The organism is Serinicoccus profundi, from assembly GCF_008001015.1.
GTDB lineage: Bacteria > Actinomycetota > Actinomycetes > Actinomycetales > Dermatophilaceae > Ornithinicoccus > Ornithinicoccus profundi.
The window spans coordinates 3,200,743-3,224,189 of the sequence record NZ_CP042862.1; the positions used below are offsets into that span (position 1 = coordinate 3,200,743).

At 72.1% G+C, this 23,447-nt stretch carries 23 protein-coding genes; 10 read left to right on the top strand and 13 right to left on the bottom strand.

Annotated elements, in window-relative coordinates; translation table 11 throughout:
• The first annotated feature begins 47 nt into the window (after window positions 1-47).
• Genes FA582_RS14910 through FA582_RS14925 form a run of 4 tightly spaced genes read left to right on the top strand, consistent with a single transcriptional unit; the run spans window position 48 to window position 4,698 of the window.
• Entirely contained in the window at window positions 48-350 is a 303-nt protein-coding gene (locus FA582_RS14910; protein WP_010146612.1) for a DUF2249 domain-containing protein, read from the top strand.
• A 47-nt stretch (window positions 351-397) separates the two neighbouring features.
• Entirely contained in the window at window positions 398-787 is a 390-nt protein-coding gene (locus FA582_RS14915; RefSeq protein ID WP_237707474.1) for a hemerythrin domain-containing protein, read from the top strand.
• A 19-nt stretch (window positions 788-806) separates the two neighbouring features.
• A complete protein-coding gene (locus FA582_RS14920; RefSeq protein WP_010146614.1) occupies window positions 807-1,943 on the top strand; it encodes a hypothetical protein in 1,137 nt (378 codons plus the stop codon).
• Window positions 1,936-4,698, top strand: coding sequence for a multicopper oxidase domain-containing protein (locus tag FA582_RS14925; RefSeq protein ID WP_010146615.1), 2,763 nt, complete (start codon window positions 1,936-1,938; stop codon window positions 4,696-4,698). The genes FA582_RS14920 and FA582_RS14925 overlap by 8 nt, the downstream gene beginning before the upstream one ends.
• Window positions 4,699-4,759: 61 nt before the next feature.
• On the opposite strand, the gene FA582_RS14930 is transcribed toward FA582_RS14925, so the two are convergent.
• Entirely contained in the window at window positions 4,760-5,548 is a 789-nt protein-coding gene (locus FA582_RS14930) for a hypothetical protein (protein ID WP_141567500.1), read from the bottom strand.
• A 196-nt stretch (window positions 5,549-5,744) separates the two neighbouring features.
• Between FA582_RS14930 and FA582_RS14935 the strand changes: the two genes are divergently transcribed.
• Window positions 5,745-6,437, top strand: a complete 693-nt coding sequence (locus tag FA582_RS14935) for a response regulator transcription factor (RefSeq protein WP_033228601.1) — start codon at window positions 5,745-5,747, stop codon at window positions 6,435-6,437.
• On the opposite strand, the gene FA582_RS14940 is transcribed toward FA582_RS14935, so the two are convergent.
• Window positions 6,422-8,161 (bottom strand): alpha-amylase family glycosyl hydrolase, encoded by a 1,740-nt coding sequence (locus FA582_RS14940; RefSeq protein WP_237707475.1) that lies wholly within the window; start codon window positions 8,159-8,161, stop codon window positions 6,422-6,424. The two genes, FA582_RS14935 and FA582_RS14940, sit on opposite strands and share 16 nt — an antisense overlap.
• Before the next feature lie 131 nt (window positions 8,162-8,292).
• On the opposite strand from FA582_RS14940, the gene FA582_RS14945 reads away from it, so the two are divergent.
• Entirely contained in the window at window positions 8,293-9,420 is a 1,128-nt protein-coding gene (locus FA582_RS14945) for a GNAT family N-acetyltransferase (protein ID WP_010146620.1), read from the top strand.
• A 9-nt stretch (window positions 9,421-9,429) separates the two neighbouring features.
• Here the strand turns inward: FA582_RS14945 and FA582_RS14950 are convergent, their stop codons facing one another.
• Window positions 9,430-9,813: a VOC family protein gene (locus FA582_RS14950; protein ID WP_010146621.1), complete on the bottom strand. Its 384-nt coding sequence runs from the start codon at window positions 9,811-9,813 to the stop codon at window positions 9,430-9,432.
• A complete protein-coding gene (locus FA582_RS14955) occupies window positions 9,774-10,226 on the bottom strand; it encodes a VOC family protein (RefSeq protein WP_147899862.1) in 453 nt (150 codons plus the stop codon). Before FA582_RS14955 ends, FA582_RS14950 begins: the two co-directional genes overlap by 40 nt.
• A gap of 100 nt (window positions 10,227-10,326) precedes the next feature.
• Between FA582_RS14955 and FA582_RS14960 the strand changes: the two genes are divergently transcribed.
• On the top strand, window positions 10,327-11,562 hold the full coding sequence (locus FA582_RS14960; RefSeq protein WP_010146623.1) for a multidrug effflux MFS transporter: 1,236 nt from the start codon (window positions 10,327-10,329) through the stop codon (window positions 11,560-11,562).
• A gap of 103 nt (window positions 11,563-11,665) precedes the next feature.
• Here FA582_RS14960 and FA582_RS14965 read toward each other — a convergent pair whose 3' ends face one another.
• The 5 genes from FA582_RS14965 to FA582_RS14985 are packed head-to-tail and all read right to left on the bottom strand — an operon-like array spanning window position 11,666 to window position 17,696.
• Window positions 11,666-12,241: a hypothetical protein gene (locus tag FA582_RS14965; RefSeq protein ID WP_010146624.1), complete on the bottom strand. Its 576-nt coding sequence runs from the start codon at window positions 12,239-12,241 to the stop codon at window positions 11,666-11,668.
• Window positions 12,234-12,632, bottom strand: coding sequence for a formate dehydrogenase subunit delta (locus tag FA582_RS16795; RefSeq protein ID WP_010146625.1), 399 nt, complete (start codon window positions 12,630-12,632; stop codon window positions 12,234-12,236). The genes FA582_RS14965 and FA582_RS16795 overlap by 8 nt, the downstream gene beginning before the upstream one ends.
• Entirely contained in the window at window positions 12,629-15,625 is a 2,997-nt protein-coding gene (fdhF, locus tag FA582_RS14975; protein ID WP_147899863.1) for a formate dehydrogenase subunit alpha, read from the bottom strand. Before fdhF ends, FA582_RS16795 begins: the two co-directional genes overlap by 4 nt.
• On the bottom strand, window positions 15,622-17,220 hold the full coding sequence (locus FA582_RS14980) for an NADH-ubiquinone oxidoreductase-F iron-sulfur binding region domain-containing protein (protein ID WP_029540432.1): 1,599 nt from the start codon (window positions 17,218-17,220) through the stop codon (window positions 15,622-15,624). The genes fdhF and FA582_RS14980 overlap by 4 nt, the downstream gene beginning before the upstream one ends.
• Window positions 17,217-17,696, bottom strand: a complete 480-nt coding sequence (locus FA582_RS14985; protein ID WP_010146628.1) for an NADH-quinone oxidoreductase subunit NuoE family protein — start codon at window positions 17,694-17,696, stop codon at window positions 17,217-17,219. The genes FA582_RS14980 and FA582_RS14985 overlap by 4 nt, the downstream gene beginning before the upstream one ends.
• Before the next feature lie 593 nt (window positions 17,697-18,289).
• Between FA582_RS14985 and FA582_RS14990 the strand changes: the two genes are divergently transcribed.
• On the top strand, window positions 18,290-18,709 hold the full coding sequence (locus FA582_RS14990; protein WP_141567503.1) for a hypothetical protein: 420 nt from the start codon (window positions 18,290-18,292) through the stop codon (window positions 18,707-18,709).
• A 154-nt stretch (window positions 18,710-18,863) separates the two neighbouring features.
• Here FA582_RS14990 and FA582_RS14995 read toward each other — a convergent pair whose 3' ends face one another.
• From FA582_RS14995 to FA582_RS15005, 3 genes are read right to left on the bottom strand one after another with little or no spacing between them, the layout of a single operon-like run.
• Complete coding sequence (locus FA582_RS14995; RefSeq protein ID WP_010146630.1) at window positions 18,864-19,421, bottom strand: AAA family ATPase; 558 nt, start codon at window positions 19,419-19,421, stop codon at window positions 18,864-18,866.
• Between the two features lie 28 nt (window positions 19,422-19,449).
• Window positions 19,450-19,854 (bottom strand): hypothetical protein, encoded by a 405-nt coding sequence (locus FA582_RS15000; RefSeq protein ID WP_010146632.1) that lies wholly within the window; start codon window positions 19,852-19,854, stop codon window positions 19,450-19,452.
• On the bottom strand, window positions 19,851-20,681 hold the full coding sequence (locus FA582_RS15005) for an MOSC domain-containing protein (RefSeq protein WP_010146634.1): 831 nt from the start codon (window positions 20,679-20,681) through the stop codon (window positions 19,851-19,853). The genes FA582_RS15000 and FA582_RS15005 overlap by 4 nt, the downstream gene beginning before the upstream one ends.
• A 92-nt stretch (window positions 20,682-20,773) precedes the next feature.
• On the opposite strand from FA582_RS15005, the gene FA582_RS15010 reads away from it, so the two are divergent.
• Together FA582_RS15010 and FA582_RS15015 are read left to right on the top strand one after the other, a co-directional pair.
• Window positions 20,774-22,042, top strand: a complete 1,269-nt coding sequence (locus FA582_RS15010; protein ID WP_010146635.1) for an Nramp family divalent metal transporter — start codon at window positions 20,774-20,776, stop codon at window positions 22,040-22,042.
• A 91-nt stretch (window positions 22,043-22,133) separates the two neighbouring features.
• On the top strand, window positions 22,134-22,538 hold the full coding sequence (locus FA582_RS15015) for a pyridoxamine 5'-phosphate oxidase family protein (RefSeq protein ID WP_147899864.1): 405 nt from the start codon (window positions 22,134-22,136) through the stop codon (window positions 22,536-22,538).
• Here the strand turns inward: FA582_RS15015 and FA582_RS15020 are convergent.
• Entirely contained in the window at window positions 22,504-23,418 is a 915-nt protein-coding gene (locus tag FA582_RS15020) for a sulfite exporter TauE/SafE family protein (protein WP_010146637.1), read from the bottom strand. The genes FA582_RS15015 and FA582_RS15020 overlap by 35 nt on opposite strands.
• Window positions 23,419-23,447 lie beyond the last annotated feature (29 nt).

Consider the following 23,447-nt stretch of genomic DNA (forward strand, 5'->3'; position numbering starts at 1 on the left):
ATATTGGTCGAGACGTCAATTCGGGCGCCCCAGGACCAGGAGGACTCATGACCGACTCGACCCGCACCCAGCTCCCCGTCGTCGAGAAGGGCGGGTGTGGCTGCGGCTGCTCCGGTGACGAGGGCATCCCGGCGCTCGACGCCCGCGAGATTCCCCACGCGATCCGGCACGCCACCATCTTCGGCGCGCTCTCCGGACTGCGTCCCGGCCAGCAGCTCGACCTCATCGCCCCGCACGACCCGCTGCCCCTGCTCGGGCAGATCGCCGAGCGCGAGGGCGACGCGGTCACGCACGACTACCTGGAGCGCGGACCCGACGCCTGGACGCTGCGCTTCTCCCGCCACGCCTGATGTGCACGTACTGCGGTTGCGAGTCGATCGAGGTGGTCGGCCGCTTCATGACCGAGCACACCGAGATCATCAACGCCGCGGGCGAGCTGCGCCGGGCCTGCCGGACCGGTGACCAGGCCGTGGTCGAGACGACCGCCGACGCCCTGGCCGACCTCCTCTCCCCGCACACCCGGGCGGAGGAGGTCGGGCTCTTCGCCGTCATGCGCCGCGGCGAGCAGTTCACCGACCACATCGACGACCTGTGCCGCGAGCACACCACGCTCGACGCGCAGCTGGCGGAGATCCGGGCCGGGGGCCACGCCTCCTTCCCCGTCTTCGAGGACCTGCTGCGTCATCACATCGACCGGGAGGACAACGGCCTGTTCCCGGCCGCCGCGATCGCGCTGGACGGCCCGGACTGGGTCGAGGTCGACGACAACACACCCCTCGGTCGTTGACGGCCACCGGCCCTCCCGTATGCCGACCCCCCGACCACTGGCACCCCTGCTCCTGCTGCCCGGCGGGCTCGCGCTGCTGACCGGGATGGATGCCGGGCTGACCCTGGCGGGCGTGCCGGCCCCGGTGGGCAGCGCACGCCTGGCGGAGCTGCACGGGCCGCTCATGGTCCTCGGCTTCCTCGGCACCGTCATCGCGCTGGAGCGGGCCACGGCTCTGCGGGCGGCCTGGGGCTTCCTCGCCCCGGGGTTGTGCGCCGCCGGGGCCCTGGCGCTCGTGGTGCTGCCCGCGCCCCTGGCGGGCCGACTGCTGCTGGCCCAGGGGCTGCTCACCCTGGCGCTGGTGTATGCCGCGCTCTGGCGTCGCAACCGGGACGTCACCATCGCCGTGGAGGGGCTGGGCGCGGTGCTCGCGCTGGCCGCCGCGCTGCTTCTGACCCGGGTGGAGGTGGCCGCCGTCCTGCCCCTGCTGGTCGGCTTCGTCGTGCTGACGATCGCGGCCGAGCGCGTCGAGCTGGCGCGGTTGGCGATGCCGTCCGGGGCCGGTGACCGTGTCGCCGTCCTGGCCGGCGTGGTGGCGCTCGCGGCAGCGACGGTCGTGGCGGTGGCGGGATCCCCGGTCGTGGGGAGCATCGCCTGGCGGGCCCTGGGCCTCGGCCTGCTCCTGCTGACCCTCTGGCTGGTGCGGCACGACGTCGCCCGCCGGATGATCAACGCGACCGGCCTGCCGCGCTTCGCCGCGACGGCACTGCTGGCGGGCTACGTCTGGCTGGCCCTGGCCGGGCTGCTGCTCCTGCTCCTCGGGCGACCCGGGGGGCAGGTCTACGACGTCGTCGTGCACGCGACCTTCCTCGGCTTCGCGATGTCGATGATCCTGGCGCACGCGCCGGTCATCCTGCCCGCGGTGCTGCGGGTGCGGTTGCCCTACCACCGTGCCATGTGGGTCCCTCTCATCCTCCTGCACCTCACGCTGGCCGGCCGGGTGCTCTCCCTGGCGCTGGTGGGGATCGGCCTGCGGACCCTGCCGGTCTGGCAGCTCGCGCTGCTCGGCAACGTGGCGGCCCTGATCCTCTTCCTGCTCATCTCGGTGGTGATCGGCACCCGGGCGACCCGGGCCGTCTACCGCCCGGCTCCCCACGAGGCGATGCACCATGCCTGAGCTGTCCACCGCCCCCGGCCCCCGACCGGACGCCGGTCCCGCCGCCCGCCCGGGGGCCGGCGCCCGGGGCACGTGGGGTCTGCGCGACCGCCCGGGGGTGCTGTGGCTGGCGCTCGCGGGGTTGATGACCTTCGTCCACCCGTTCGTGCCGGAGTCCCGCTGGCTGATGGTGCACCTGGTCCTGCTGGGGGCGCTGACCCACTCGATCATGGTGTGGAGCACGCACTTCACCCAGGCCCTGCTCAAGACCCGCCCCGGCCTGGACGACCGCCGGACGCAGTCGAAGCGGCTCTGGCTGCTGCTCGGCGGCACCACCCTCACGCTGATCGGCGTGCCCACCGCCACCTGGCCGGTCATCCTGCTCGGGGCCAGCCTGGTCAGCGTCGCGGTGCTGTGGCACGGCGTCCAGCTGGTGCGTCGGCTCCGGGCCGCCCTGCCGGGACGGTTCCGGGTCACCGTGCGCTACTACGTCGTGGCGACCCTGTGCCTCCCGGTCGGCGCGGCCCTCGGCGCCACCCTGGCGCTGGGGCTCAGCGACGCCTGGCACGGCCGCCTCCTGCTGGCCCACGCGATGGTCAACATCCTGGGCTGGGTGGGGCTGACAGTCACCGGCACCCTGCTCACCCTGTGGCCGACGATGCTGCGCACCCGCATCGGCCCCGCCGCCGAAGGGCGGGCCCGGCAGGCCCTGCCGGTCTTCACCCTCGCCCTGCTCACCGTGGTCGGCGGGGCGCTGATGGACCTGCGCTGGCTCACCGTGGGCGCCCTGGGTGCCTACGCCCTGGCCCTGCTCTGGTGGGCCTCGGCCGTCCTGCCCCCGGTGCTCGCCGCGCCGCCGCGCGAATTCGCCCCCGCCTCGGTCGGGCTGGCCCTGCTCTGGTGGCTCGTCGGGCTGACCCTGGTGCTCTGGCGCCTGGGGTCCGCACCGGACTGGGCCGCGTTCGCGGACGGTTTCGGGCCCACCGTGGCGGTCCTCGTCGTCGGCTTCGCCGCCCAGCTGCTCTCCGGTGCGCTGTCCTACCTCCTGCCCTCCGTCCAGGGCGGGGGCAAGACGGTGGTCCGCGCCGGGCAGCGTTGGTTCGACCGGTGGGGCACCGCCCGCCTCACCGTGGTCAACGTCGGCCTGCTGCTGTGCCTGCTGCCCGTGCCGAGCATCGTCCGGGTCGTGCTCTCGGTCCTCGTTGTGCTGGCCCTGGCGGCCTTCGTGCCGCTCATGCTGGCCGGGATCCGCGCGGCCGTCCGCGCCAAGTGGGAGGTCGAGGCGTCCCGAGCCGCCGCGCAGCCGCCGGCCGGCGCCACCCCCACCCCCGGCACCCCACCTGGGGCACCCGACCGGATGCCGTCGGTGTGGTCCGGCGGGCAGCTCGTCGCCGCCCTCTCGGCCCTGGTGCTGGCCGTCAGCCTCGGGGTCGCCGCCGACCCGGCGGCCGCCGGGCTGACCGGCACCGTCCGCCCGGGGGTCGGCGCGTCCGGTGGCGCCGCCGTCGAGCCCACCGGCGAGACCACGACCGTCCGGGTCGAGGCGCTCGACATGCGCTTCGAACCCTCGACGATCACGGTCCCCGCCGGCAACGCGCTGGTCGTCGAGCTCGTCAACGCCGATCCGACCACCGTGCACGACCTGCAGCTCCTCGGGGCGAAGACGGCGCGCCTGGCACCCGGGGAGACCGCGACCCTGGAGGTGGGGGTCGTCGAGAGCTCCACCCAGGGCTGGTGCACGATCGTCGGCCACCGCCAGGTGGGGATGGTGCTCGACGTCGTCGTCGTGGGCGGCGCCTCGGACGGTGACGGCACCCACGCCGATGGCCAGCACGACGGCACCGCATCCCCTGGCACTCCATACCCCGACAGCGCGACGCCGTTCCTGGACCCGGACGCCCGGGTGACCGACCCGGTGGACCCGGTGCTCGACCCGCTCGGCGAGGAGCGGGTGCACCGCCTGACCCTCACCGCCGAGGAGGTGGAGCTCGAGGTGGCCCCGGGCGTGACGCAGACGCGGTGGACCTTCAACGGGCGGGCGCCCGGGCCGACGCTGCACGGCCGGGTCGGGGACGTCTTCGAGATCACGCTCGAGAACGACGGCACGATGGGCCACTCCATCGACTTCCACGCCGGTGCCCTCGCCCCAGACCGGCCGATGCGGACGATCGCTCCTGGGGAGTCGCTGGTCTACCGCTTCACGGCGGAGCGGGCAGGCATCTGGATGTACCACTGCTCCACGATGCCGATGAGCAGCCACATCGCCGCTGGGATGGCCGGTGCCGTCATCATCGAGCCGCGCGAGGGTCTGCCGGAGGTCGACCGGGAGTACGTCGTCGTGCAGTCCGAGGTCTACCTCGCGCCCGGTACCGGCCAGGGCGGGGAGGCGCCCGCCGAGGTGGACGCCGACGCGATCCTCGCCGAGCGTCCGGCCTTCGTCACCTTCAACGGGATCGCGGGGCAGTACGGCGAGGCCGGGGAGATGTTCGAGGCGCGGGTCGGTGAGCGGGTGCGCTTCTGGGTGCTCGACGCCGGCCCGAACCGGGCGACGTCCTTCCACGTGGTGGGCGGGCAGTTCGACACGATGTATGCCGAGGGCACCTACCTGCTCGGCCCGCAGGCCGAGGGCACCGGCGCCCAGGCACTGGGCCTGCAGGCGGCCCAGGGCGGCTTCGTGGAGCTGAGCTTCCCGGAGGCGGGCCACTACCCGGTGGTCTCACACCTCATGGTCGACGCGGAACGAGGCGCGAGGGGGGTCGTCGAGGTCAGCGACTGACGGACCACCGGCTGGGCAAGGCCGAGGGGCCGCGCCGGGGCTCGACCCGGCGGACCCGAGGTCAGCGGCGTGGGGGGTCGGGGATGCGGCCGGCGGCGTCGCGCCGGATCACGCCCTCGCCGACGAGACGGGTGAGCCAGGGGTGGTCGGGCTCGGCGCCCCAGCGCTCGCGCCAGACCGCGGCGTGGCTGCGGGCATACCGCGACTCCTGGTCCTCGGTGAGCGCATCGACCGGCTGGCGGTAGGCCTCGGCCCCACCCACCCAGACCAGGGAACCTCCCGCACCCGAGACGGCCCGGACGAAGTCGGCGGCCTCCAGGCCGGGCCCGGCGTAGTCGGCGCAGAAGCCGCCGACCTGCTGGAAGTCGCTCGCGCTGAGCGCGAAGCTGGCGGGGGTGAACAGGTGCAGGCGCTGCTCCACCTGCAGCTCGCCGGGAGCGAGGGCCGGGGCGCCCGGCGCGCGGAGGCTGAGGTCGTGCAGCTGGCGCAGCGGGTAACCGAGGGCCGGGTTGGCCACCGGGGGCAGGCGGAGCACCGGCGCGCTCCACAGCACCGGGCCGGCCGGGACTGCGTCCTCGGTGTCCTTGGTGACGGCCTTGGCATACCGCTCCAGCGTGCGCGACCCGGGGATGACCGACGCGTCGAGGAAGATCAGCACCTCGGCCCCGACCTCGATCGCCAGCTCCGCGGCGAGGTTGCGGGCGGCGGCGTAGGGCAGCGCCCGACGGTCGGTGTGGATGGGCTTGACGATGGTCTTCCAGCGGTCCGTGCCGAGCGGCAGCCGACCGCGGGTGAGGTCACGGTCGCCCATGGAGATCACGACGTGCAGCGAGGGAGGCAGGGAACCCACGGAGAGACCGTCGACCTGCGCCAGCAGATGGTCGTGATGCCCACGTGTCATGGTCAGGACAGCAACAGTCACGGGCACGCGCCGAAATATAGGCAGCGCGAGCACGGGGTCGCTACCCCCGAAAGGGTGGAACGCGACGGGGCGGGTGCGGCACTTCACCGCGCCACGCCGCCTGCCGCGGCGTAACGTGCTGGGCATGTCCGATGGAACTCCGCTCCGGGTCGCCCTCGTCAACGACTTCGAGGTCGTGGTGCGGGGGCTGCACGCGATGCTGGAGCCCTTCGGCGAGCGGATCAGCGTCGTCGAGCTCGGGGCCCAGGTCGATGTCGAGAGCTCGGTCGACCTCACGCTCTACGACACCTTCTCCGAGCCCCAGGTCGACGGCGAGGAGTTCGACGACGTCCTGGAGAGCGAGGACCCGGGGGCGATCGTGGTCTACACGTGGAACGTCGACCCGGCCCTGGTCGAGATCGCCCTGGCCAAGGGCTGCCGCGGCTACATCGGCAAGACGGTCAGCGGCGCCGAGCTCGTCACCGCCCTGGAGCGGGTGGCGGCCGGTGAGGTCGTCGTCGAGCCGGCCTCCAGTCGCCTGCCCACCCCCGAGCCGCACTCGCCCGGCGACTGGCCGGGGCGCGCCGAGGGACTGTCGGCCCGGGAGGCCGAGATCATCACCCTCATCACGCAGGGGCTGACCAACAACGACATCGCGCTGCGGACCTACCTGTCGATCAACTCGGTCAAGACCTACATCCGCACGGCCTACCGCAAGATGGGCGTGACCCGCCGGTCCCAGGCGGTGCGTTGGGGACTCGAGCACCGGATGACCCCCGACACCATGCGGGACGACGTCGAGGGCGAGGAGGCCATCTCGCCTCAGGCCGGGGCGTAGACGACGAGCGAGTACGGCCCGATGTCGAGCGTGCCGACGCCGTCCTGCGCGTCGACGTCGGGCGTCTGGTGGTCGCCGAAGAGCTGGCTGTAGGTCCGCGCGTCGCTGTTGAAGCGCACCCGCCACAGCCCGCCGGGCAGCTCCACCGGCCGCTGCACGGCGTGCGCCGAGAGGTTGATCGCGACCAGGGTGTGGTGCCCGTCGCCGGTCGAGCGGACGTAGGCGAGCAGGTTGGCGTCCTCGTCCGCGGCGACGATCGTCGTGTGCGGGCCCGACAGGCCGGCCGTGTCGCCGTCGCGGTTGAGCCGCATCCGGACGAGATCTCGGAACATCTGGGTGATGTCGCGGAAGGCCCAGGCCCGCTCCCAGTCCAGCGGCACGTTGTCGCGGAACCACTCGTCCTCGAGGAACTCCTGGCCCTGGAAGAGCATCGGGAGGCCGGGCGCGGTGAGCACCAGCGCGGCACCGAGGGTCGCGCGCTTCTGCGCGTTCCACCCGCTCGGGTTGTCACCGGCGACCTCGGAGGTGATCCGCGCCTTGCCGTTGGACACCTCGTCGTGGGACTCGGTGTAGATGACCCGGTCGAAGGAGTGCTGATAGGTATGCGTCACCGCCGCCGCCACCGCGGCGATGGACCGGTGCGCGTCGTCGAGGGTGATGAGCGCCTCGCGGACCGGGTGGACGAACTTGTTGTCCCACTGAGCGTGCATCGCGGCACCACCGGACTCGGTGGAGGTGACGGCGGCGACACCGTGCAGGTCCTCGGCGATGACGAGGTGACGGGGGAACTCGGTGCGGACCATCTCCCCGATCCGGCGCATCATGTCCCAGCCCTGGGGGATCTCGTCGCCGTGGGTGCCGTCGACCCGGCGCATGTAGGGCGTCATGTCGAGCCGGAGGCCGTCGGCGTGATAGTCCCGCAGCCACATCCGTGCGTTGTCGAGGATGAAGTCGCGCACCTCGTGACGGCCGTAGTCCGGGCGGGTGTCGCCCCACGGGGTGGCGCTGCGGTGGTCGTTGTAGAAGTAGATGCCGCCCTTGCCGTTCTCCGACCAGCCGTCGAACTGCCAGGTGGGCAGGTCGCTCGGGCCGAAGTGGTTGTAGACGACGTCGACGTAGACCGCGAGGCCGCGCTTGTGCGCCTCACGGACGAAGGTCTTGAGCGCGTCCGGGCCGCCGTAGCTGGACTCCACGGCGAAGATGTGGGCCGGGTTGTAGCCCCAGGAGTAGTCGCCGGCGAACTCCATGAGCGGCATGAGCTCGATGGCGTTGACGCCGAGCTCGACGAGGTAGTCCAGCTTGCCCATGAGGTCACCGAGGTCAGCCGGGCGACCGTTCTCGGTGGCGACGAAGGAGCCGATGTGCGTCTCGTAGATCACCGTCTCGTGCTGGCGCGGAGGGGTGAAGTCGTCGCCCTCCCAGTCGAAGGCGGAGTGGTCGTAGAGCAGGCCGTTGCCGACCGAGTTGGTGACCGCCAGGGCCCGCGGGTCGATCCGGTGGAAGGACTGGTCCCCGTTGCTCACGAGGAGCTGGTACTCCTGCCACGTCTGCGCGCCGGGCACCTCGGCATACCAGTGGCCGTTGCCCTCGGACTCCATGCCGTGAGCCGAGGGGTCCCACTCGTTGAAGTCTCCGATGACGCTCACCGAGGACGCGTTCGGCGCCCACACGCGGAAGGCGTACCCGCCCTCGATCGGGATGGCTCCCATGCCGGCGACGCTCAACGAAATCTCCTTGCTGCTCACGGACACGACGAGAGGCGCCTGCCGTGTGGCTGCGCCCCCGACCGTCGATGGTAGCCCGCCGATCCGCTAATTGCCTGGCGCGGCGGCCGGGCGTGACCGAGGATCGGGGTATGCCCCTCCGCGTCGCGACCGTGCCCGTGCCAGATGACCCGGCTCGCCCGCACCCGTGGTTGGCGGCCACGGTCGAGGTCGAGCGGGCCCACCACGAGCAGCTCGTCGGTCACGACGACCTCGTCGACCCGGTGGAGTCGATCGCTACGTCCTACACCTGGCAGGACACCAGTCGGCGGGTGCGTCTCGTGGCGCTCGCGGGCGGCTCCGATCGGGGCGCAGCCGACCCGGACGGTGAGGTCGTCGGTGCGGCACACGTGTGGATGCCGTTGCGGGACAACCGGACCCTCGGCTACTTCTTCCCCAACCACCTGCCCGGCCAGGACGAGTCGGCGGTCTACGACGCGCTCTGGCAGGAGGCTGCGCGGGTCTTCGACGAGCACGAGCGGCGGGTGATCCACTGCTGGGCGACGCATCCGCCCCAGGGTGCGGGCGCCCGACGGCTCGCAGCGCGCAGCGGCGCCGGGGCGGTCGAGGAGGACGAGCGCGCCCGGTGGCTCGCCCACGCGGGCTTCGTCCTGGAGCAGGTCGAGCGCTACAGCGTCCTGTCACTCGATGCCGCCGCCCTCGCCGCCGCTCGGCTGATCGCCGACGAGGGCCCCGGCGCCTCCAACCCCTCTGCGGAGGCCGGTCCGAGCGCGAGCCCGCGCCACCGCCTGCGCAGCTGGATCGGCGTCACGCCACTCGACCTGCGCGAGGGGATGGCGGCTCTGCGCTCCCGGATGAGCGTGGACGCGCCCGGCGCGGACCTGGACTACGAGGAGGAGGCCTGGGACGTCGACCAGATCGTCCGGCGCGACGAGCGGATGGACGCCGCCGGCCGTGACGTGGTGACGACGGTCGCGCTGCACGAGGGCCGACCCGTCGCCTACACCGAGATCTCGGTGCCGCGGGGGCGCCCGGTCGCCGGCTTCCAGGACGACACCCTCGTGCACGGCGACCACCGCGGGCACCGGCTCGGAGCACGGGTCAAGGCCGCCAACCTCCTCGCCCTGCATGCGCACCAGCCCGCCACCCAGCGCCTGCACACGTGGAACGCGGAGGAGAACACCCACATGCTCGCCATCAATGCCGAGCTCGGCTTCCGCACCGCCGGGGTCCAGGGCGGCTGGCAGCTGCGCCGCTGAGCCCTCGCCTCAGCCCTGCGACGCGGGCTCCAGCAGGAGGAAGGTGCCTCCCTGAGGGTCGGCGACCGTCGCGATCCGGCCCACACCGGCCATGTCGTCCGGCCCGTGGACCACCTGGCCACCGAGGTCGGTGACCCGGCCCAGCATCGCCTCGAGGTCGTCCACCATGAAGTAGACGTTCCAGTAGCTCGACACCTGCTCCGGGACCTCCGGCGGCATCGTCATGAGGCCGCCGAGCCCGCCCTCGTCGCCACCCCTGATGACGCGATAGCTGCCGTAGGGCATCTCCATGTCGTCGTAGTCCCAGCCGAAGACGGTGGAGTAGAACGCCGAGACCGTGTCGAGGTCGCGCGTCAGCAGCTCGTTCCAGCCCAGGTGTTGGTCTCGTTGCACACGTCTGCTCCCTGGTGGCTCCCCGCCTGCCACAGGCTGATCGCGGCGCCGCCGGGATCGCCGACGATGGCCATCCGGCCGGCGTCCATGACGTCCATGGTCGGCATGAGCACGCTCCCACCGGCCTGCTCGACCGTGGCGACGGTGGCGTCGAGGTCCTCGGTGGCGACATAGGTGCTCCAGACGGGAGGCATACCGGCCTCGGCCATCTCCGGCGGCTGACCGCTCATCCCCGCCACGACCTGACCCTCGCGCAGGAAGTTGGTGTAGATCCGGGTGCCGTCCTCGCCGTGGCTGTCCTGCGCCGTCCAGTCGAAGAGCGAGGTGTAGAACCCCGTCGCGGCGTCGACGTCCGCGGTCATGAGGTCGATCCAGCAGGGGGTGCCTGCGGCGTAGCTGTCACGGGTGGACATGGGGGCTCCTTCGCCTCGTCTGCTCCGGCGGAGCTGGACACCACCGAACCTAGGGCCGCCCACCGACACACGTCCACCGGTCCGCGGCTACCGTGACCTGGTGACCTCCCCCGCACCCGAGTCCGCAGCGCAGACCGGGGCGACGGCATACCCCCGCCGCGCGACGTTGCTGGTCACGAGCACCCTCGCCGCGCTGGCGATGATCGGGCCGTTCACGATCGACACGATCTTCCCCGGCTTCGAGGCCATCGGCCGCGACTTCGACGCCGACACCGCGGCGCTGCAGCAGATCACCAGCATCTACCTGCTCAGCTTCGCCGTGATGAGCATCTTCCACGGTCCGTTGTCCGATGCGCTCGGCCGCAAGCCGGTGATGATCGGCGGGCTCATCGGGTATGTCGTCGCCTCCGTCGCCTGCGCCCTCGCTCCGACCCTGGGCTTCCTGCTCGCCGCCCGCGTGGCGCAGGGGCTGTTCGCCGGGGCTGCGACGATCGTCAGCCGGGCAGTGATCCGCGATCTGTTCTCCGGCGCCGAGGCCCAGCGGCTCATGGCCCGGGTGATGATGATCTTCGCCATCGCGCCGGCGATCGCGCCGGTCATCGGCGGGGAGATCTTGCGGTTCGGGCCGTGGCACTGGATCTTCTGGTTCGTCGCGGCCTACGGCATCGGCGCCGCCGTGCTCACCGCCGTGGTGCTGCCCGAGACGCAGCCCCAGGAGCGCCGCACGCCGTTGCGGGTCGGGGCGGTGGTGGGGTCGCTGTGGCAGGTGGCGCGCTCCGGGCGGTTCGAGCGGCTGGCGTTCTCCTCGGCCTTCGTCTTCGCCGCCTACTTCCTGTATGTCGTCTCCGCCCCGATCGTCGTCGTCGACCTGCTGGGCAAGGGCGAGCAGGACTTCTGGATGCTCTTCGTGCCGATGATCGGCGGCATGGTGACCGGCTCGCTGCTGACCAACCGGTTCGCCGGTCGGGTCGACAGCAACCGGATGGTCGACCTCACCATGGCCGGCCTGCTGGCCGCGGCGGCGCTCAACGTGCTGCTCTGCGCGGTGGCCCCGACGCTGCCGTGGGCGGTGCTGGGTCCGGCCGCGATGGGGATCGCGATCGGGGTGGCCTTCCCCGTGCAGCAGCTCGCGATGCTCGACCTCTTCCCCGAGGCGCGGGGGGCCGCCGCGTCGATGGCGTCCTTCGCGGCGCTGGTCTTCAACGCGCTGCTGGCGGGGGTCATCTCGCCCCTGGTCACCGGCAGCCTGCTCACCGCCGCCCTGACGAGCGCACTCTTCGCCGCCCTCGGCGCCGGCCTGTGGCTGTGGCACCGGCGCGCCCTGAAACTCGACTGACAGCCGCGACGTCATCTGACAGCCCCCTCGAGCAGGCTGCCAGATGACCTGGCGGCTGTGAGTGAGGGGCGTCCCGTAACGGCTTGCGCGGCAGCAGCCCCCGTCAGGCCAGCCGCTGGGGCGGACGCAACGGGCGGGTGGACCAGGCCATGAGCACCCCGCCGACGACGCTCGGTGCCACGATGACGAGGGCCATGCTCAGCAGCGTGGTGCCGAGGCCCTCCGTGCCGGACCAGGACCCGAGCAGCCCGGTGGTCACGCCCAGCGCGAGGCAACCGGCCGCCGTCGCGAAGGCCGCGCACAGCCAACCCCGGCTCCGCTGCCCGGCGGTCCACGGCATGACCGTGGCGCAGGCCAGCCCGGCCGCCAGGCCGGGCAGCAGCCCGACCAGCCCGCCGAAGAACATCCCGGTGGCCAGCAGCCCGAGCGTGGCACCGGCCCAGAGCGTCTCGTCACCCCCAGCGGCCACCGACGCGTCCCTGGCGACAGCCAGCAGGGCGAAGGCCGCCCCCATCAGCGCCCCGACGAGCGCGCCCCACCCGAGCCCGGCGAGGACATACATCCCGTCGAACCGTGGGGAGACCGGCTCCGTCATGACGCGGGGCGGCCCCTGCTCGCTGGCGTCAGACCGTCCCCTGACCGCACGGGCCGAGACCTCGCCGTGCCGGCCCTCAGCCACCGGAGGGCTCCGCGACCTCGGAGCGGTCGATCTCGCCCTGGCGGTAGAGCTCGACGCCGGCCCGCAGGAGGTCGTCCATCTCCTCCCCCGCCGCGACGCGGGCGAGGATCGAGGAGCGCATCCGCGGGTCCCAGAACTTGCGGAGGTGGGTGGCGATCTCCTCGGCCGCCCGCTCCGGCGGGTGGTGCGCCATCGCCCGCGCGATGTCCTCCCCCATCCGCACCTCGGCGGGCAGCCGCTGACGCCGCTGCGCGTCCGCCTCCTCGCCGACGGGCGGGCCCTGATCCGGTGTCGGGTCCGCGTCTGTGGGGGCGTCGAGGTCCGGCTCGTCACTCCGCGGCGCACCCTCGGGCGGCAACCCGCCCGACGGCTCGGCCGGGTACTGGCTCATCGGCCCACCCCGACGACCTGGACGGCCGGGTCCACCGGGTCGTGGCCGTCGCCGACCTCCTCTTCCACCTCCCGGTCGCGCCCGGCGTTGGCCACGCCCACCTGGACCGCGGTCACCTTGTACTCCGGGCAGTTCGTGGCCCAGTCGGAGTTCTCGGTCGTCACGACGTTGGCCCCGCTGACCGGGTGGTGGAAGGTCGTGTAGACCACGCCCGGCTGCATCCGAGTCGACACGAGCGCGGTGAGCGTCGTGGCCCCGACCCGGCTGGACACCTCGACCCGGTCACCGCTGCGGATGCCCCGCATCTCGGCGTCCGCGGGGTGCAGCTCGAGGACGTCCTCGGGGTGCCAGGAGGAGTTGGCGGTGCGCCGGGTCTGGGCCCCGACGTTGTACTGCGTGAGGATCCGCCCGGTCGTGAGGATGAGGGGGAAGCGCCGGTTGGTCGTCTCAGTCGTGGGGACGAAGACGGTCGGGATGAGCTTGCCCTTGCCGCGCACGAACTCCTCCACGTGCATCGTCGGCGTCCCGTGGGGCGCCTTGTCGTTGACCGGCCACTGCATCGAGCCCTCGGCGTCCAGCCGCGCGAAGCTCACCCCCGCGAAGGTGGGCGTCGTCGCGGCGATCTCGTCCATGATCGCCGAGGCGGAGGCATACTCCATCGGATAGCCCATGGCGGTGGCGATGTCGCAGACGACCTGCCACTCGTCCTTGCCGACCCGGCTCGGCATCACCGGCCGCACCCGCCCCAGGCGGCGCTCGGCGTTGGTGAAGGTGCCGTCCTTCTCCAGGAAACTGCTGCCGGGCAGGAAGACGTGGGCGTAGCGCGCGGTCTCGTTGAGGAAGAGGTCCTGCACCACGACCATCTCCATCGAGGTGAGGGCGGCGCGCACGTGCTGCAGGTTGGGGTCGGACTGCGCGATGTCCTCGCCGTGGACGAAGAGCCCCTTGAAGCTGCCGCCGATCGCCGCGTCGAACATGTTGGGGATCCGCAGCCCCGGCTCCGGGTCGAGGGTGACGCCCCAGAGGTCCTCGTAGATCGCGCGGACCTCGGGCAGCGAGATGTGACGGTAGCCGGGCAGCTCGTGCGGGAAGGACCCCATGTCGCAGGAGCCCTGCACGTTGTTCTGTCCCCGCAGCGGGTTGACGCCGACGCCCGGTCGCCCGATGTTGCCGGTGACCATGGCGAGGTTGGCCATCCCCATGACCATCGTCGAGCCCTGGCTGTGCTCGGTGACCCCCAGCCCGTAGTAGATCGAGCCGTTGGGGGCCGCGGCGTAGAGTCGGGCGGCCTCGCGCACCTGCTCGGGGTCCAGGCCGGTCGACGCTGCGGTCGCCTCCGGGGAGTTCTCAGGGGCTCGGATGAAGTCGAGGTAGGACTCGACGTCCTCGCACCGCTCCTCCAGGAAGCCCTTGTCGTGCAGCCCCTCCGTGACGATGGTGTGCGCCATCGCGTTGACGAAGGCGACGTTGGAGCCGGGCAGCAACGGCAGGTGGTATGCCGCTTCCACGTGCGGGGAGCGCACGAGCCCGATCTGGCGCGGGTCGGCCACGATGATCTGGGCGCCCTCGCGCAGACGCTGCTTCATCCGGGAGGCGAAGACCGGGTGCGCGTCGGTGGGGTTGGCACCGATGAGCAGGACGACGTCGGTGTCCTCGACGCTGGCGAAGTCCTGGGTGCCGGCGGAGGTGCCGAACGTCTGGTTGAGGCCGTAGCCCGTGGGGCTGTGGCAGACCCGGGCGCAGGTGTCGACGTTGTTGTTGCCGAAGGCGGCCCGCACCATCTTCTGGACGACGTAGACCTCCTCGTTGGTGCAGCGGCTGGAGCTGATGCCGCCGATCGAACCGACGCCGTGCCGGTCCTGGATCGCCCGGAACCCCTCCGCGACCCGGCCGATGGCCTCCTCCCAGGAGACCGTGCGCCACTCCTCCTCGAGGGAGTCGCGGACCATCGGCGACATCTGGCGGTCCTCGTGGTCGGTGTAGCCGTAGGCGAAACGGCCCTTGACGCAGCTGTGGCCCTCATTGGCCTTGCCCGCCTTGAGCGGCATCATCCGGACGACCTCGGTGCGCATCTGCCCTGTCTGCTCGTCGCGGCGGTCGGTCACCTCGGCCCGGAAGGAGCACCCGACCCCGCAGTAGGCGCACGTCGTCTCGACGGTGCGCTTCGGCATACCGAGGCTGACCACGGACTTCTCGGTGAGCGCGTCCGTGGGGCAGGCCTGCACGCAGGCGCCGCAGGAGACGCACTCGGAGCCGAAGAAGTCGGCAGGACCGGGGGCGATGCGGGAGGCGAGGCCGCGCCCTTCCACGGTGAGCGCGAAGGTGCCCTGGATGTCGGAGCAGGCCCGCACGCAGCGGGAGCAGGCGATGCAGGCGTCCGGGCTGTAGTCGAAGTAGGGGTTGGAGGTGTCGAGGGCGCCGCGGTCGGCGGGCTCACGCAGGCCGTAGCGCACCTCGGCGACCCCGGTCTGCCGGGCGAGCGCAGCGATCTGGCAGGTGCCACGGGCGCAGCCGGGGCAGTCCGCGGGGTGGTCGGAGAGGTAGAGCTCCATGACACCCTGCCGGACGCGGCGGACCTGCTCGGTCTGGGTGCGGACGACCGCGCCGTCGGCGCAGGGGGTGGTGCACGAGGCGGGGGCGCCCTTGCCGCCCTCGACCTCGACGAGGCAGAGGCGGCAGGAGCCGAAGGCCTTGAGCGAGTCGGTCGCGCACAGGCTCGGGATCTCGACCCCCGCCTCGCGCGCCGCACGCATCACCGACGTGCCCTCGGGCACGGTGACCTCGCGGTCGTCGATGGTGAGCGTGACGGTGGCCTCGCTGGTCACCCGCGGGGTGCCGAAGTCGGCCTCGGGCAGGTATGCCGCGCCCGTCGCCTCGGCGGTGGCGCTGCCAGCCCGGCCCTCTGCACCGGGCCCTGCTGTCACCTCGCCGTCGCGGCTCACCTGGCCGAGCTGGCTGGCGACCTGCTCTGCGGTGGGGATGGTGGCGGTCATCGCGGGCTCCCTTCGAAGTCCTCCGGGAAATGGGTGAGCGCACTGCGGACCGGGACGGGCGTGAGCCCGCCCATGGCGCACAGCGATCCGGTGGTCATGGTGGCGCAGAGGTCCTCGAGGAGGACGAAGAGCTGGTCGCGACCCGGAGCGCCGGCCGGGGTGGCCGTGATGGCGTCGATGGTCTCGACGCCGCGGGTCGAGCCGATGCGGCAGGGCGTGCACTTGCCGCAGGACTCGACCGAGCAGAACTCCATGGCGAAGCGGGCCATGCGGGCCATGTCGACGCCCTCGTCGAAGACGACCACGCCGCCGTGCCCGAGCATGCCGCCTGCCTCGGCGAGCTCCTCGTAGCCCATCGGCACCTCGAGCCGGTCGGCAGGGAGGTAGGCACCCAGCGGGCCGCCGACCTGGACGGCCCGCACCGGTCGGCCGCTGCGGGTGCCGCCCCCGATGTCCTCGACGAGCTCGCGCAGGCTGATGCCGAGGGGCGCCTCGTAGACGCCGCCGCGGGCGATGTTGCCGGCGAGCTGGAAGATCTGGGTGCCGCGGGACCTGCCGACGCCGCGAGCGGCATACGCCTCGCCGCCCTCGGCGAGGATCATCGGGATCGCGGCGAAGGACAGCAGGTTGTTGACGACCGTGGGGCTGCGCCACAAGCCCTGGAGGGCGGGGATGGGCGGCTTGGCGCGGACCTCCCCGCGGCGGCCCTCGAGGGACTCCAGCATGGAGGTCTCCTCGCCGCAGATGTAGGCGCCGGCGCCGACCCGGACCTGCAGCCGGAAGGCCCGGCCGCTGCCCGCGACATCGTCACCGAGGTAGCCGTGCTCGGTCGCGACGGCGATGGCGTCGCGCAGCCGCTCGATGGCGTCGGGATACTCGCTGCGGCAGTAGATGAAGCCCTCGGTCGCGCCGACGGTGACGGCAGCGATCGTCATGCCCTCCAGGAGGGTGAACGGGTCGGCCTCGGCGAGGATCCGGTCGGCGAAGGTGCCGGAGTCGCCCTCGTCGAGGTTGCACGCCACGAACTTCAGGTCGGACTCTGCCTGGAGCACCGTGCGCCACTTGACCCCGGTCGGGAAGCCCGCGCCGCCACGACCGCGCAGCCCGGAGGTGACGACCTCCTCGACGACGTCCTCCGGGTCGAGCTCGAGGGCGCGGCGCAGGCCCGCCCATCCGCCCTGGGCCTCGTAGGCGGTGATGTCGGTGGGTTCGGCGAGTCCGATGCGGGCCAGGCTGACGCGGTCCTGCGCGGTGAGCCAGGGGTCGTCGTCGACGATCCCGACATACTCCACCGAGCGCCGCGCGTGGTCGTCCTCAGCACCACCGGGCGTCGCTCGTGGTGGCGCGCCGGCGAGCATGCCGGCCTCGACCAGCGCAGGTATGTCGTCCGCCGTCACGTTGGCGTAGCCGACACGCCCCCGCTCGGTCTCGACCTCGACGAGCGGCTCGCGCCAGAGCATGCCGCGGGTGCCGTTGCGGCGGACGGTGACCCTGTCGATCGCGGACAGCGCGGCGGCCACCTCGTCGGCGCCCACGGCGCGGGCGGATGAGTCCTGCGGCACCCACGCGATGCATCCCCGGCCGCTCGCGGTCATCGCGACCACCCCGACTCCGCCGCCGCGATGTCGTCAAGGGTCGTGCGGGCCCGGAGTCGGCCATCGATGCTGGCGCTGGGGCCCAGGGCGCAGTTGCCGAAGCAGAAGACCTCGCGCACCTCGACGTCCTCGCGGTGCGCGAAGAGCTCCTGCGCGGAGGTGTAGAGGTCGGCCCCGCCGACTGCCTGACAGGCCTCCGCCCGGCAGATCTGGACGACGTGGTCGGGCCGGGCGGTGCGGCGGAAGTCGTGGTAGAAGCTCACCGTGCCGTGCACCTCGGCCACCGAGAGGTTGAGGACGTCGGCGATCTCGACGACATCCTCATCGGCGACGTGGCCGTGCTCGCGTTGCGTCGCATGGAGGATCTCGAGCAGCGGCCCCCGCTCCCCGGCATACCTCAGCGCGATGTCCCGGACCGACTCGGCCCGCGCGGACCTGGGTGTCAGCTCCTCTGCCTGCCGACCTGCACGCGCCACGATGCGCCTCCCGTCGTTGGGTGCTCTCCACTCTACGTCGCAGCACCGACACAGCGCGCGACGAGCGCGCCAGCCGTCATCACGCGTCGCCGCCAGGGCGCCTCGGCGGACAGCATCGCCGGGGCGGGGCAGACTGACGGGCATGAGCCCGCACGACGCCCCGCAAGGGTGGACCACGTCAGACGCGTTGCTCCTGCTCTCCGTCGGCCGTCGGCGCGGCGTCTCCATCGACAGCCTGCTCTCGACCACGGACGCCCGGGACGCGAGCGTGCCCAGCGAGACGGAGAGCGCCGTCGGCCTCGGGACCCTCATGGCCTCCGGTCTGGTCGAGATCGTCGAGGGGGGCTTCTGCGTGACCCCTCGAGGGCGGGCGCTCATCGGGAAGCTCTCGGGACGAAAAGGCATCGTCAGCCAGGTCGGTGCCCTCCTGCCGTTCTTCGAGGGCATCCCGCGCATCGAGGGGATCTACCTCTTCGCGCCGGGCGAGTACGCCGCGGCGCTCGAGGCTCGTGCACGACGCCACGAACGTCGCCGACACCGCCGCCGACGCTCAGATGGTGGTCGTGGTGGTAGGCCAGGCATACCGTGGAGACGTGACAGGGGCACAGCAGATCGTCGCCGAGCTCACCAGTCGGCTCCCCGACCTGAGGCCCGGAACGCCGGTCGTCTTCGGCGACATCTTCGGGGGCCGCTTCGACACCGCGCACCGCATCGTGGACGCCACCGCGCAGGACGACGAGCTGGTCCTCTCCTTCGAGCACGGCGAGACGCTGCAGGTATGGCGTCCGGAGGGTCTGACCGTCGCTGAGCGCGAGCTGGTCATCAAGGACGCCGACCGGGTGCGCTGGGAGTGGGGCGCCCCCCACGGGTCTACCGGTGACCGCCCACGCCTGTACATCGAGCACGTCCGCCACGGCGCGCAGGTCGAGGTCACCCAGGGATTCCTGGGCGGCTACGACAGCGGGCGCTCCCAACCGACCCGCCGGCCGGCCGTCAAGATCGTCGGCTTCTAGGGTTCTGCCCAGCTGCCAACTGCCCCGACTCCACCGAGCGCCGCAGATGGTTGTCGCCGTCCCTCTCCCGAACCTGGGCAAGCCTGTTCTGCTGACGACACCATGGCCATGGTGCAGCGAGCGGACCCAGCTTGCTCATCTGCGTTCTTGCACCTCACCGGCGGTCGGGCAGGAACCTCTCCACGATCGCTGCGGCGTGCTGCTCCGGGGTGCCGCGCTCGACGTCGATCAACAGGTCGCACGGCAGCTGCGCCCGTTCCGCGGCGAACCTCTCGTGGTCGGCGCTCAGGAAGGCGTAGTCCCGACTGATGCCGCGCCCAGGATCGGCTGTTGCCCTGGCGTGCGCCCGCTCCAGGTCGGCGACGAGGATGACGTGGGCAACGCTCACCCCCACCGCGTGACGGCGCACGAGATCGACCTCCTCCCGGGACGACGTGCCCTCGTCGACGACCAGCTCCACGTCCGTCCCGAGCCACGCACCGACGAGATCGGCGTGCACGCGGTGCACCCAGTCCCAGTCAGGCAGGGTCGGCAGCGCCATCTCGGCGACCGTGTCGAGATCGGTCAGCGCGACCGTCAGACCCCGGTCGCGCGCGGCGTCGGCGAGGAGGGCTGCCACCGTGCTCTTGCCACTGGCGATCGGCCCCGACAGCATGATGAGCCGCGGCGCCGGCGGGCTCCCCGCAACGGGACGTGCTGGCTCTGAGGGCATGGACGCGATCCTGCCAGGCGCGAGCCCGCTAGAAGGGGCGTGGCGACCGGTCGGGCTCCACGACCTCGACGGGTTTGGTGAGGATCGCGATGATCGTCAGCACGAAGCCGGCCGGCCAGGCCACGACGAGCAGCAGGAGGACGGCGTCCAGGCCCGATCCGCCGAGCGTCGACCCGGGCTCCTCGAGCTCGGCCAGCCGCGATCCCACGCTGTTGATCGCCAGCGCGACACTGGCGAAGACGAACATCGGCACGGCCCAGCCGAAGGGGTTGCGGGGCGCCATCGCGGTGGTCGCGAGCGCCATACACGCCCCACCGACCAGCGCGGAGTCCATCGAGTTCGACGCCGCTAGAGGGTCGATGATGGACCAGAGGACGCCTAGGACGACCAACGCCGCGTAGACCCAGGTCGACCAGACCACCCACGACCTCATCGCCCCTCCTCCGTCTCCACGACGACCTCGTCGCCGACCGCGAGACCGGCGGCCGAGCCGTCCAGATCGACCGGCACGAGCCGGATGCCGAACCACGTCTTGCCGTCCCACCTGCGGTGCTGAGCCAGGGTCCGGATCGGCTCCGGGCCGGTCTGCAGCGTCTCTTCCTCGATCTGCGTCATGACGCAGCGGTCGCAGAGCTCGGTGCGGCGATAGCGGACCCCGCCGATCCTCACCACCTCCCAGCCGTCCTCGGAGAACGGCTCCTCGCCGCCCGCGATGACGACATTCGGGCGGAAGCGCGACATCGGCACCGGCTCTCCCCCACCCTCGAGGATCCAGTCGCCGAGCCTGGTGAGTGATGCCTCGTTGGTCAGCAGCAGCGGCCCGGCGTCAGCCAGGGACAACGACTCCCCCTCCTGCCCGCCGTGGGCCCCGGAGATGCGCCGCACACTCGGGTCCTCCTGCCACACCAGACGGACCGGTCGGCCGACCTGCTCGGTGACCCACTCGCTGACGTCCGCGTCCGCCGGCGGCGCGAACCCCTGACGCGAGTGGCCTACCGGCACCGGCGGCACCCCCAGGGGCGTCTCCACGAGGATCGAGTCGCCGCCCCGGGCGCTGATCCGGATGGTCTCCTCATCGACCGTCGTGGCGCTCAGCCCCAGCAGCTCGTGGCACTCCCTCGCCGTGACCGGGAAGCCGTCCGGCCCGACGACACCCCACCGCCGGTCCCCCTCGAGCCCCCACGGCTCCACCACGGCCCGGTCCACCGCCTCCCCGCCCACGGACTTCACGGGATATCGCCACACCTCGCTCACGCGCATACCTCACCTTCGCACGTGCGCAGGCCCACGTCCGTGACCGTCGCGCTGCGGACCTCCACCACCCTGTCGCCCCCGTCGTGTAGACACGTCCCATGACAACGCCGTCTCAGACCACCGAGAGCTCACGGGCCGGCTGGAGCCTGGTCGGCCCGGGCCTCATCGTCGCCGCCACCGGAGTCGGCGCCGCCGACCTCGTCGCCACGGTCATCGCCGGGCAGAAGTTCGGCTACGCCCTCCTCTGGGCGGTCGTGGTGGGCTGCCTCATGAAGGTCGTGCTCGTCGAGGGCGCGGGCCGCTACTCCCTCGCCACGGGCAACACGATCTACGAGGGCTGGGCGACGCTCGGCAGGTGGACGACGTGGTACTTCGCCCCCTACATCGTCATCTGGGGCTTCGTCTACGGCGCCGCCGCGATGGCCGGCACCGGGCTGCCGTTGCACAGCCTCTTCCCCTGGCTCTCGGTGACCGTCTGGGGCATCATCTCCGGGCTCGCGGGCGCGGCGCTCGTGTGGTTCGGTCGGTATGCCGTCTTCGAGAAGGTCTGCGCGGCGCTGGTCGGCATCATGTTCGTGACGATGTTCCTGGCCGCGCTGCTCACCCTGCCCAACATCCCCGAGCTGCTCGCCGGCCTGGCCCCGCGGATCCCCGAGGGCGGGCTCATCAACGTCCTGTCGGTCGCCGGCGGCGTCGGCGGCACCATCACCCTGGCGGCCTACGGCTACTGGATCCGCGAGAAGGGCTGGACCACCCCCGGGCACATGCGGGTCATGCGCCTCGACAACACGGTCGCCTACGCCGTCACCGGCATCTTCGTCATCTCCACCCTCATCGTCGGCGCCGAGCTGCTCTACTCCGCCGGCATCGCCGTCGACACCGGCGAGGAGGGCCTGCTCGACCTCTCCGACGTGCTCAAGGACCGGTATGGCGCGTGGGCCGGCACGGTCTTCCTCATCGGCTTCTGGGCCGCGGCCATGAGCTCGCTGGTCGGGGTGTGGAACGGCGTGTCGATGATGTTCGCCGACTTCGTCGGCCACGCCCGGCGACTGCCCAAGGACGACCCGAGCACCCGGCTCGGGGGCACGTGGTACAAGGCCTACATCCTCTGGCTGACCTTCCCCCCGATGATCATGCTCTTCGTCGGCCAGCCGGTGTGGATCATCTTGGCCTACGGCGTGCTCGGTGCCTTCTTCATGCCCTTCCTCGCCGTCACGCTGCTGTGGATCCTCAACACCGCGCGCACCCCGAAGGAGTGGCGCAACGGCCCGGTCGTCAATGTCCTCATGGCCATCTGCGCTCTGCTCTTCGCCTGGCTCGCGGCGACCCAGCTCCAGGGCGCCATCGAGCGGGCCTTCGGAGGCTGAGGGTCAGGCACGCCCCTCCGGCCGAGGACGACCTTCCGACGTACGACACTTCGTCGTAGCATGGGGGCAGGCCCTCGACGAAGGAGCAGCCATGAGCGACGCCACCCTCACCCTGTCCGAGCAGGAGTGCTGGACCCGGCTGGCCGAGGAGGAGCTCGGCCGCCTGGCCTACCACCTCACCGACGAGGTGCACATCGTCCCGGTCAACTACGTCGTGGACCGGGGGCGCATCGTCTTCCGCACCGCCGAGGGATCCAAACTGCTCGGTGTCGTCATGGACTCCGACGTGGCCTTCGAGATCGACCACGTCGACCGCGGGTCCGACACCGCGTGGAGCGTCGTGGCGCGGGGCACCGCCGAGCTCCTCGAGGGCACGGACGCGCGGCAGGTGGAGGGGCTGGGCCCGCGCCCCTGGGTGGGCGAGGAGAAGTTCAGCACCGTCGCCGTCGCCGTGACCGAGGTCAGCGGGCGCCAGTTCCAGCTGCTTCGGCCGTAGTCGCGCCGTCCTGGCCGGCCGTACCGCGCAGCTTGGCGACGACGTAGCTCAGGGCACCGAGCCACGCCGCGACGATCACGGCATACACCACCGAGCGGGTGAGGTCGCCGGCGTCGATCAGGTCGGTGCGCAGCAGGGTGCGCGCGTTGGTGAGCACGATGAGACCACCCACGCCGACGCCCAGCAGCCGCGGCGGCACGATCCGGACCAGCCACGCCGCGATCGGCGCGGCGACGACACCGCCGGCCAGCAGCGCCAGCACCCAGGTGAGGTTGATCCCCTGTGACCCGAGTCCGACGAGGAAGCCCAGGCTCGCGGCCAGCGCGACCAGGAACTCCGAGGCGCTGATCGAGCCGACGATCGTGCGCGGCTCCAGACGGCCGGTCGCGAGCAGGGCGGGCGTGCCGACCGGCCCCCAGCCGCCGCCGCCGGTCGCGTCGAGGAAGCCGGCGACCAGACCCAGCGGGGTGAGGAAGCGGTGTCGCAGCGGCTGACCGAGCCGGTCGGTCCGCACTCCGCTGCGGGTGAAGCGGGCGAGGAGGTAGATGCCCAGGGCGAGCAGGATCGTCGCGGTGATCGGTCGCGCGACCTCGGCGTCGAGGGAGCTGAGCACGGTGGCCCCCAAGAAGGCACCGACAGCGCCGGGCACCCCGACCCGCAGGACGACCGACCAGTCGACATTGCCGAACTTCCAGTGCGCCGTCCCCGAGGCGAGCGTCGTGCCGATCTCGGCGAGGTGGACGGTCGCGGAGGCCGCCGCCGGGTTGGTGCCGAGCATGAGCAGCAGCGTGGTGGTGGTCACGCCGTAGGCCATGCCGAGGCCGCCGTCGACGAGCTGAGCGGCGAGGCCGACGAGGGCGAGCAGGATGAGCTGGCGCATGGGTGCTCCTGGATGAGGTGGTCGGACGT

Bases quoted from the DNA above. Each gene is read 5' to 3' on its own strand.
- FA582_RS15020 (WP_010146637.1), bottom strand. From the start codon at position 23,418: ATGCGCCAGCTCATCCTGCTCGCCCTCGTCGGCCTCGCCGCTCAGCTC.
- FA582_RS14920 (WP_010146614.1), top strand. From the start codon at position 807: ATGCCGACCCCCCGACCACTGGCACCCCTGCTCCTGCTGCCCGGCGGG.
- FA582_RS15010 (WP_010146635.1), top strand. From the start codon at position 20,774: ATGACAACGCCGTCTCAGACCACCGAGAGCTCACGGGCCGGCTGGAGC.
- fdhF (WP_147899863.1), bottom strand. From the start codon at position 15,625: ATGACCGCCACCATCCCCACCGCAGAGCAGGTCGCCAGCCAGCTCGGC.
- FA582_RS14910 (WP_010146612.1), top strand. From the start codon at position 48: ATGACCGACTCGACCCGCACCCAGCTCCCCGTCGTCGAGAAGGGCGGG.
- FA582_RS14995 (WP_010146630.1), bottom strand. From the start codon at position 19,421: ATGCCCTCAGAGCCAGCACGTCCCGTTGCGGGGAGCCCGCCGGCGCCG.
- FA582_RS15015 (WP_147899864.1), top strand. From the start codon at position 22,134: ATGAGCGACGCCACCCTCACCCTGTCCGAGCAGGAGTGCTGGACCCGG.
- FA582_RS14945 (WP_010146620.1), top strand. From the start codon at position 8,293: ATGCCCCTCCGCGTCGCGACCGTGCCCGTGCCAGATGACCCGGCTCGC.
- FA582_RS14980 (WP_029540432.1), bottom strand. From the start codon at position 17,220: ATGACCGCGAGCGGCCGGGGATGCATCGCGTGGGTGCCGCAGGACTCA.
- FA582_RS14935 (WP_033228601.1), top strand. From the start codon at position 5,745: ATGTCCGATGGAACTCCGCTCCGGGTCGCCCTCGTCAACGACTTCGAG.
- FA582_RS15005 (WP_010146634.1), bottom strand. From the start codon at position 20,681: ATGCGCGTGAGCGAGGTGTGGCGATATCCCGTGAAGTCCGTGGGCGGG.
- FA582_RS14915 (WP_237707474.1), top strand. From the start codon at position 398: ATGACCGAGCACACCGAGATCATCAACGCCGCGGGCGAGCTGCGCCGG.
- FA582_RS14925 (WP_010146615.1), top strand. From the start codon at position 1,936: ATGCCTGAGCTGTCCACCGCCCCCGGCCCCCGACCGGACGCCGGTCCC.
- FA582_RS16795 (WP_010146625.1), bottom strand. From the start codon at position 12,632: ATGAGCCAGTACCCGGCCGAGCCGTCGGGCGGGTTGCCGCCCGAGGGT.
- FA582_RS15000 (WP_010146632.1), bottom strand. From the start codon at position 19,854: ATGAGGTCGTGGGTGGTCTGGTCGACCTGGGTCTACGCGGCGTTGGTC.
- FA582_RS14955 (WP_147899862.1), bottom strand. From the start codon at position 10,226: ATGTCCACCCGTGACAGCTACGCCGCAGGCACCCCCTGCTGGATCGAC.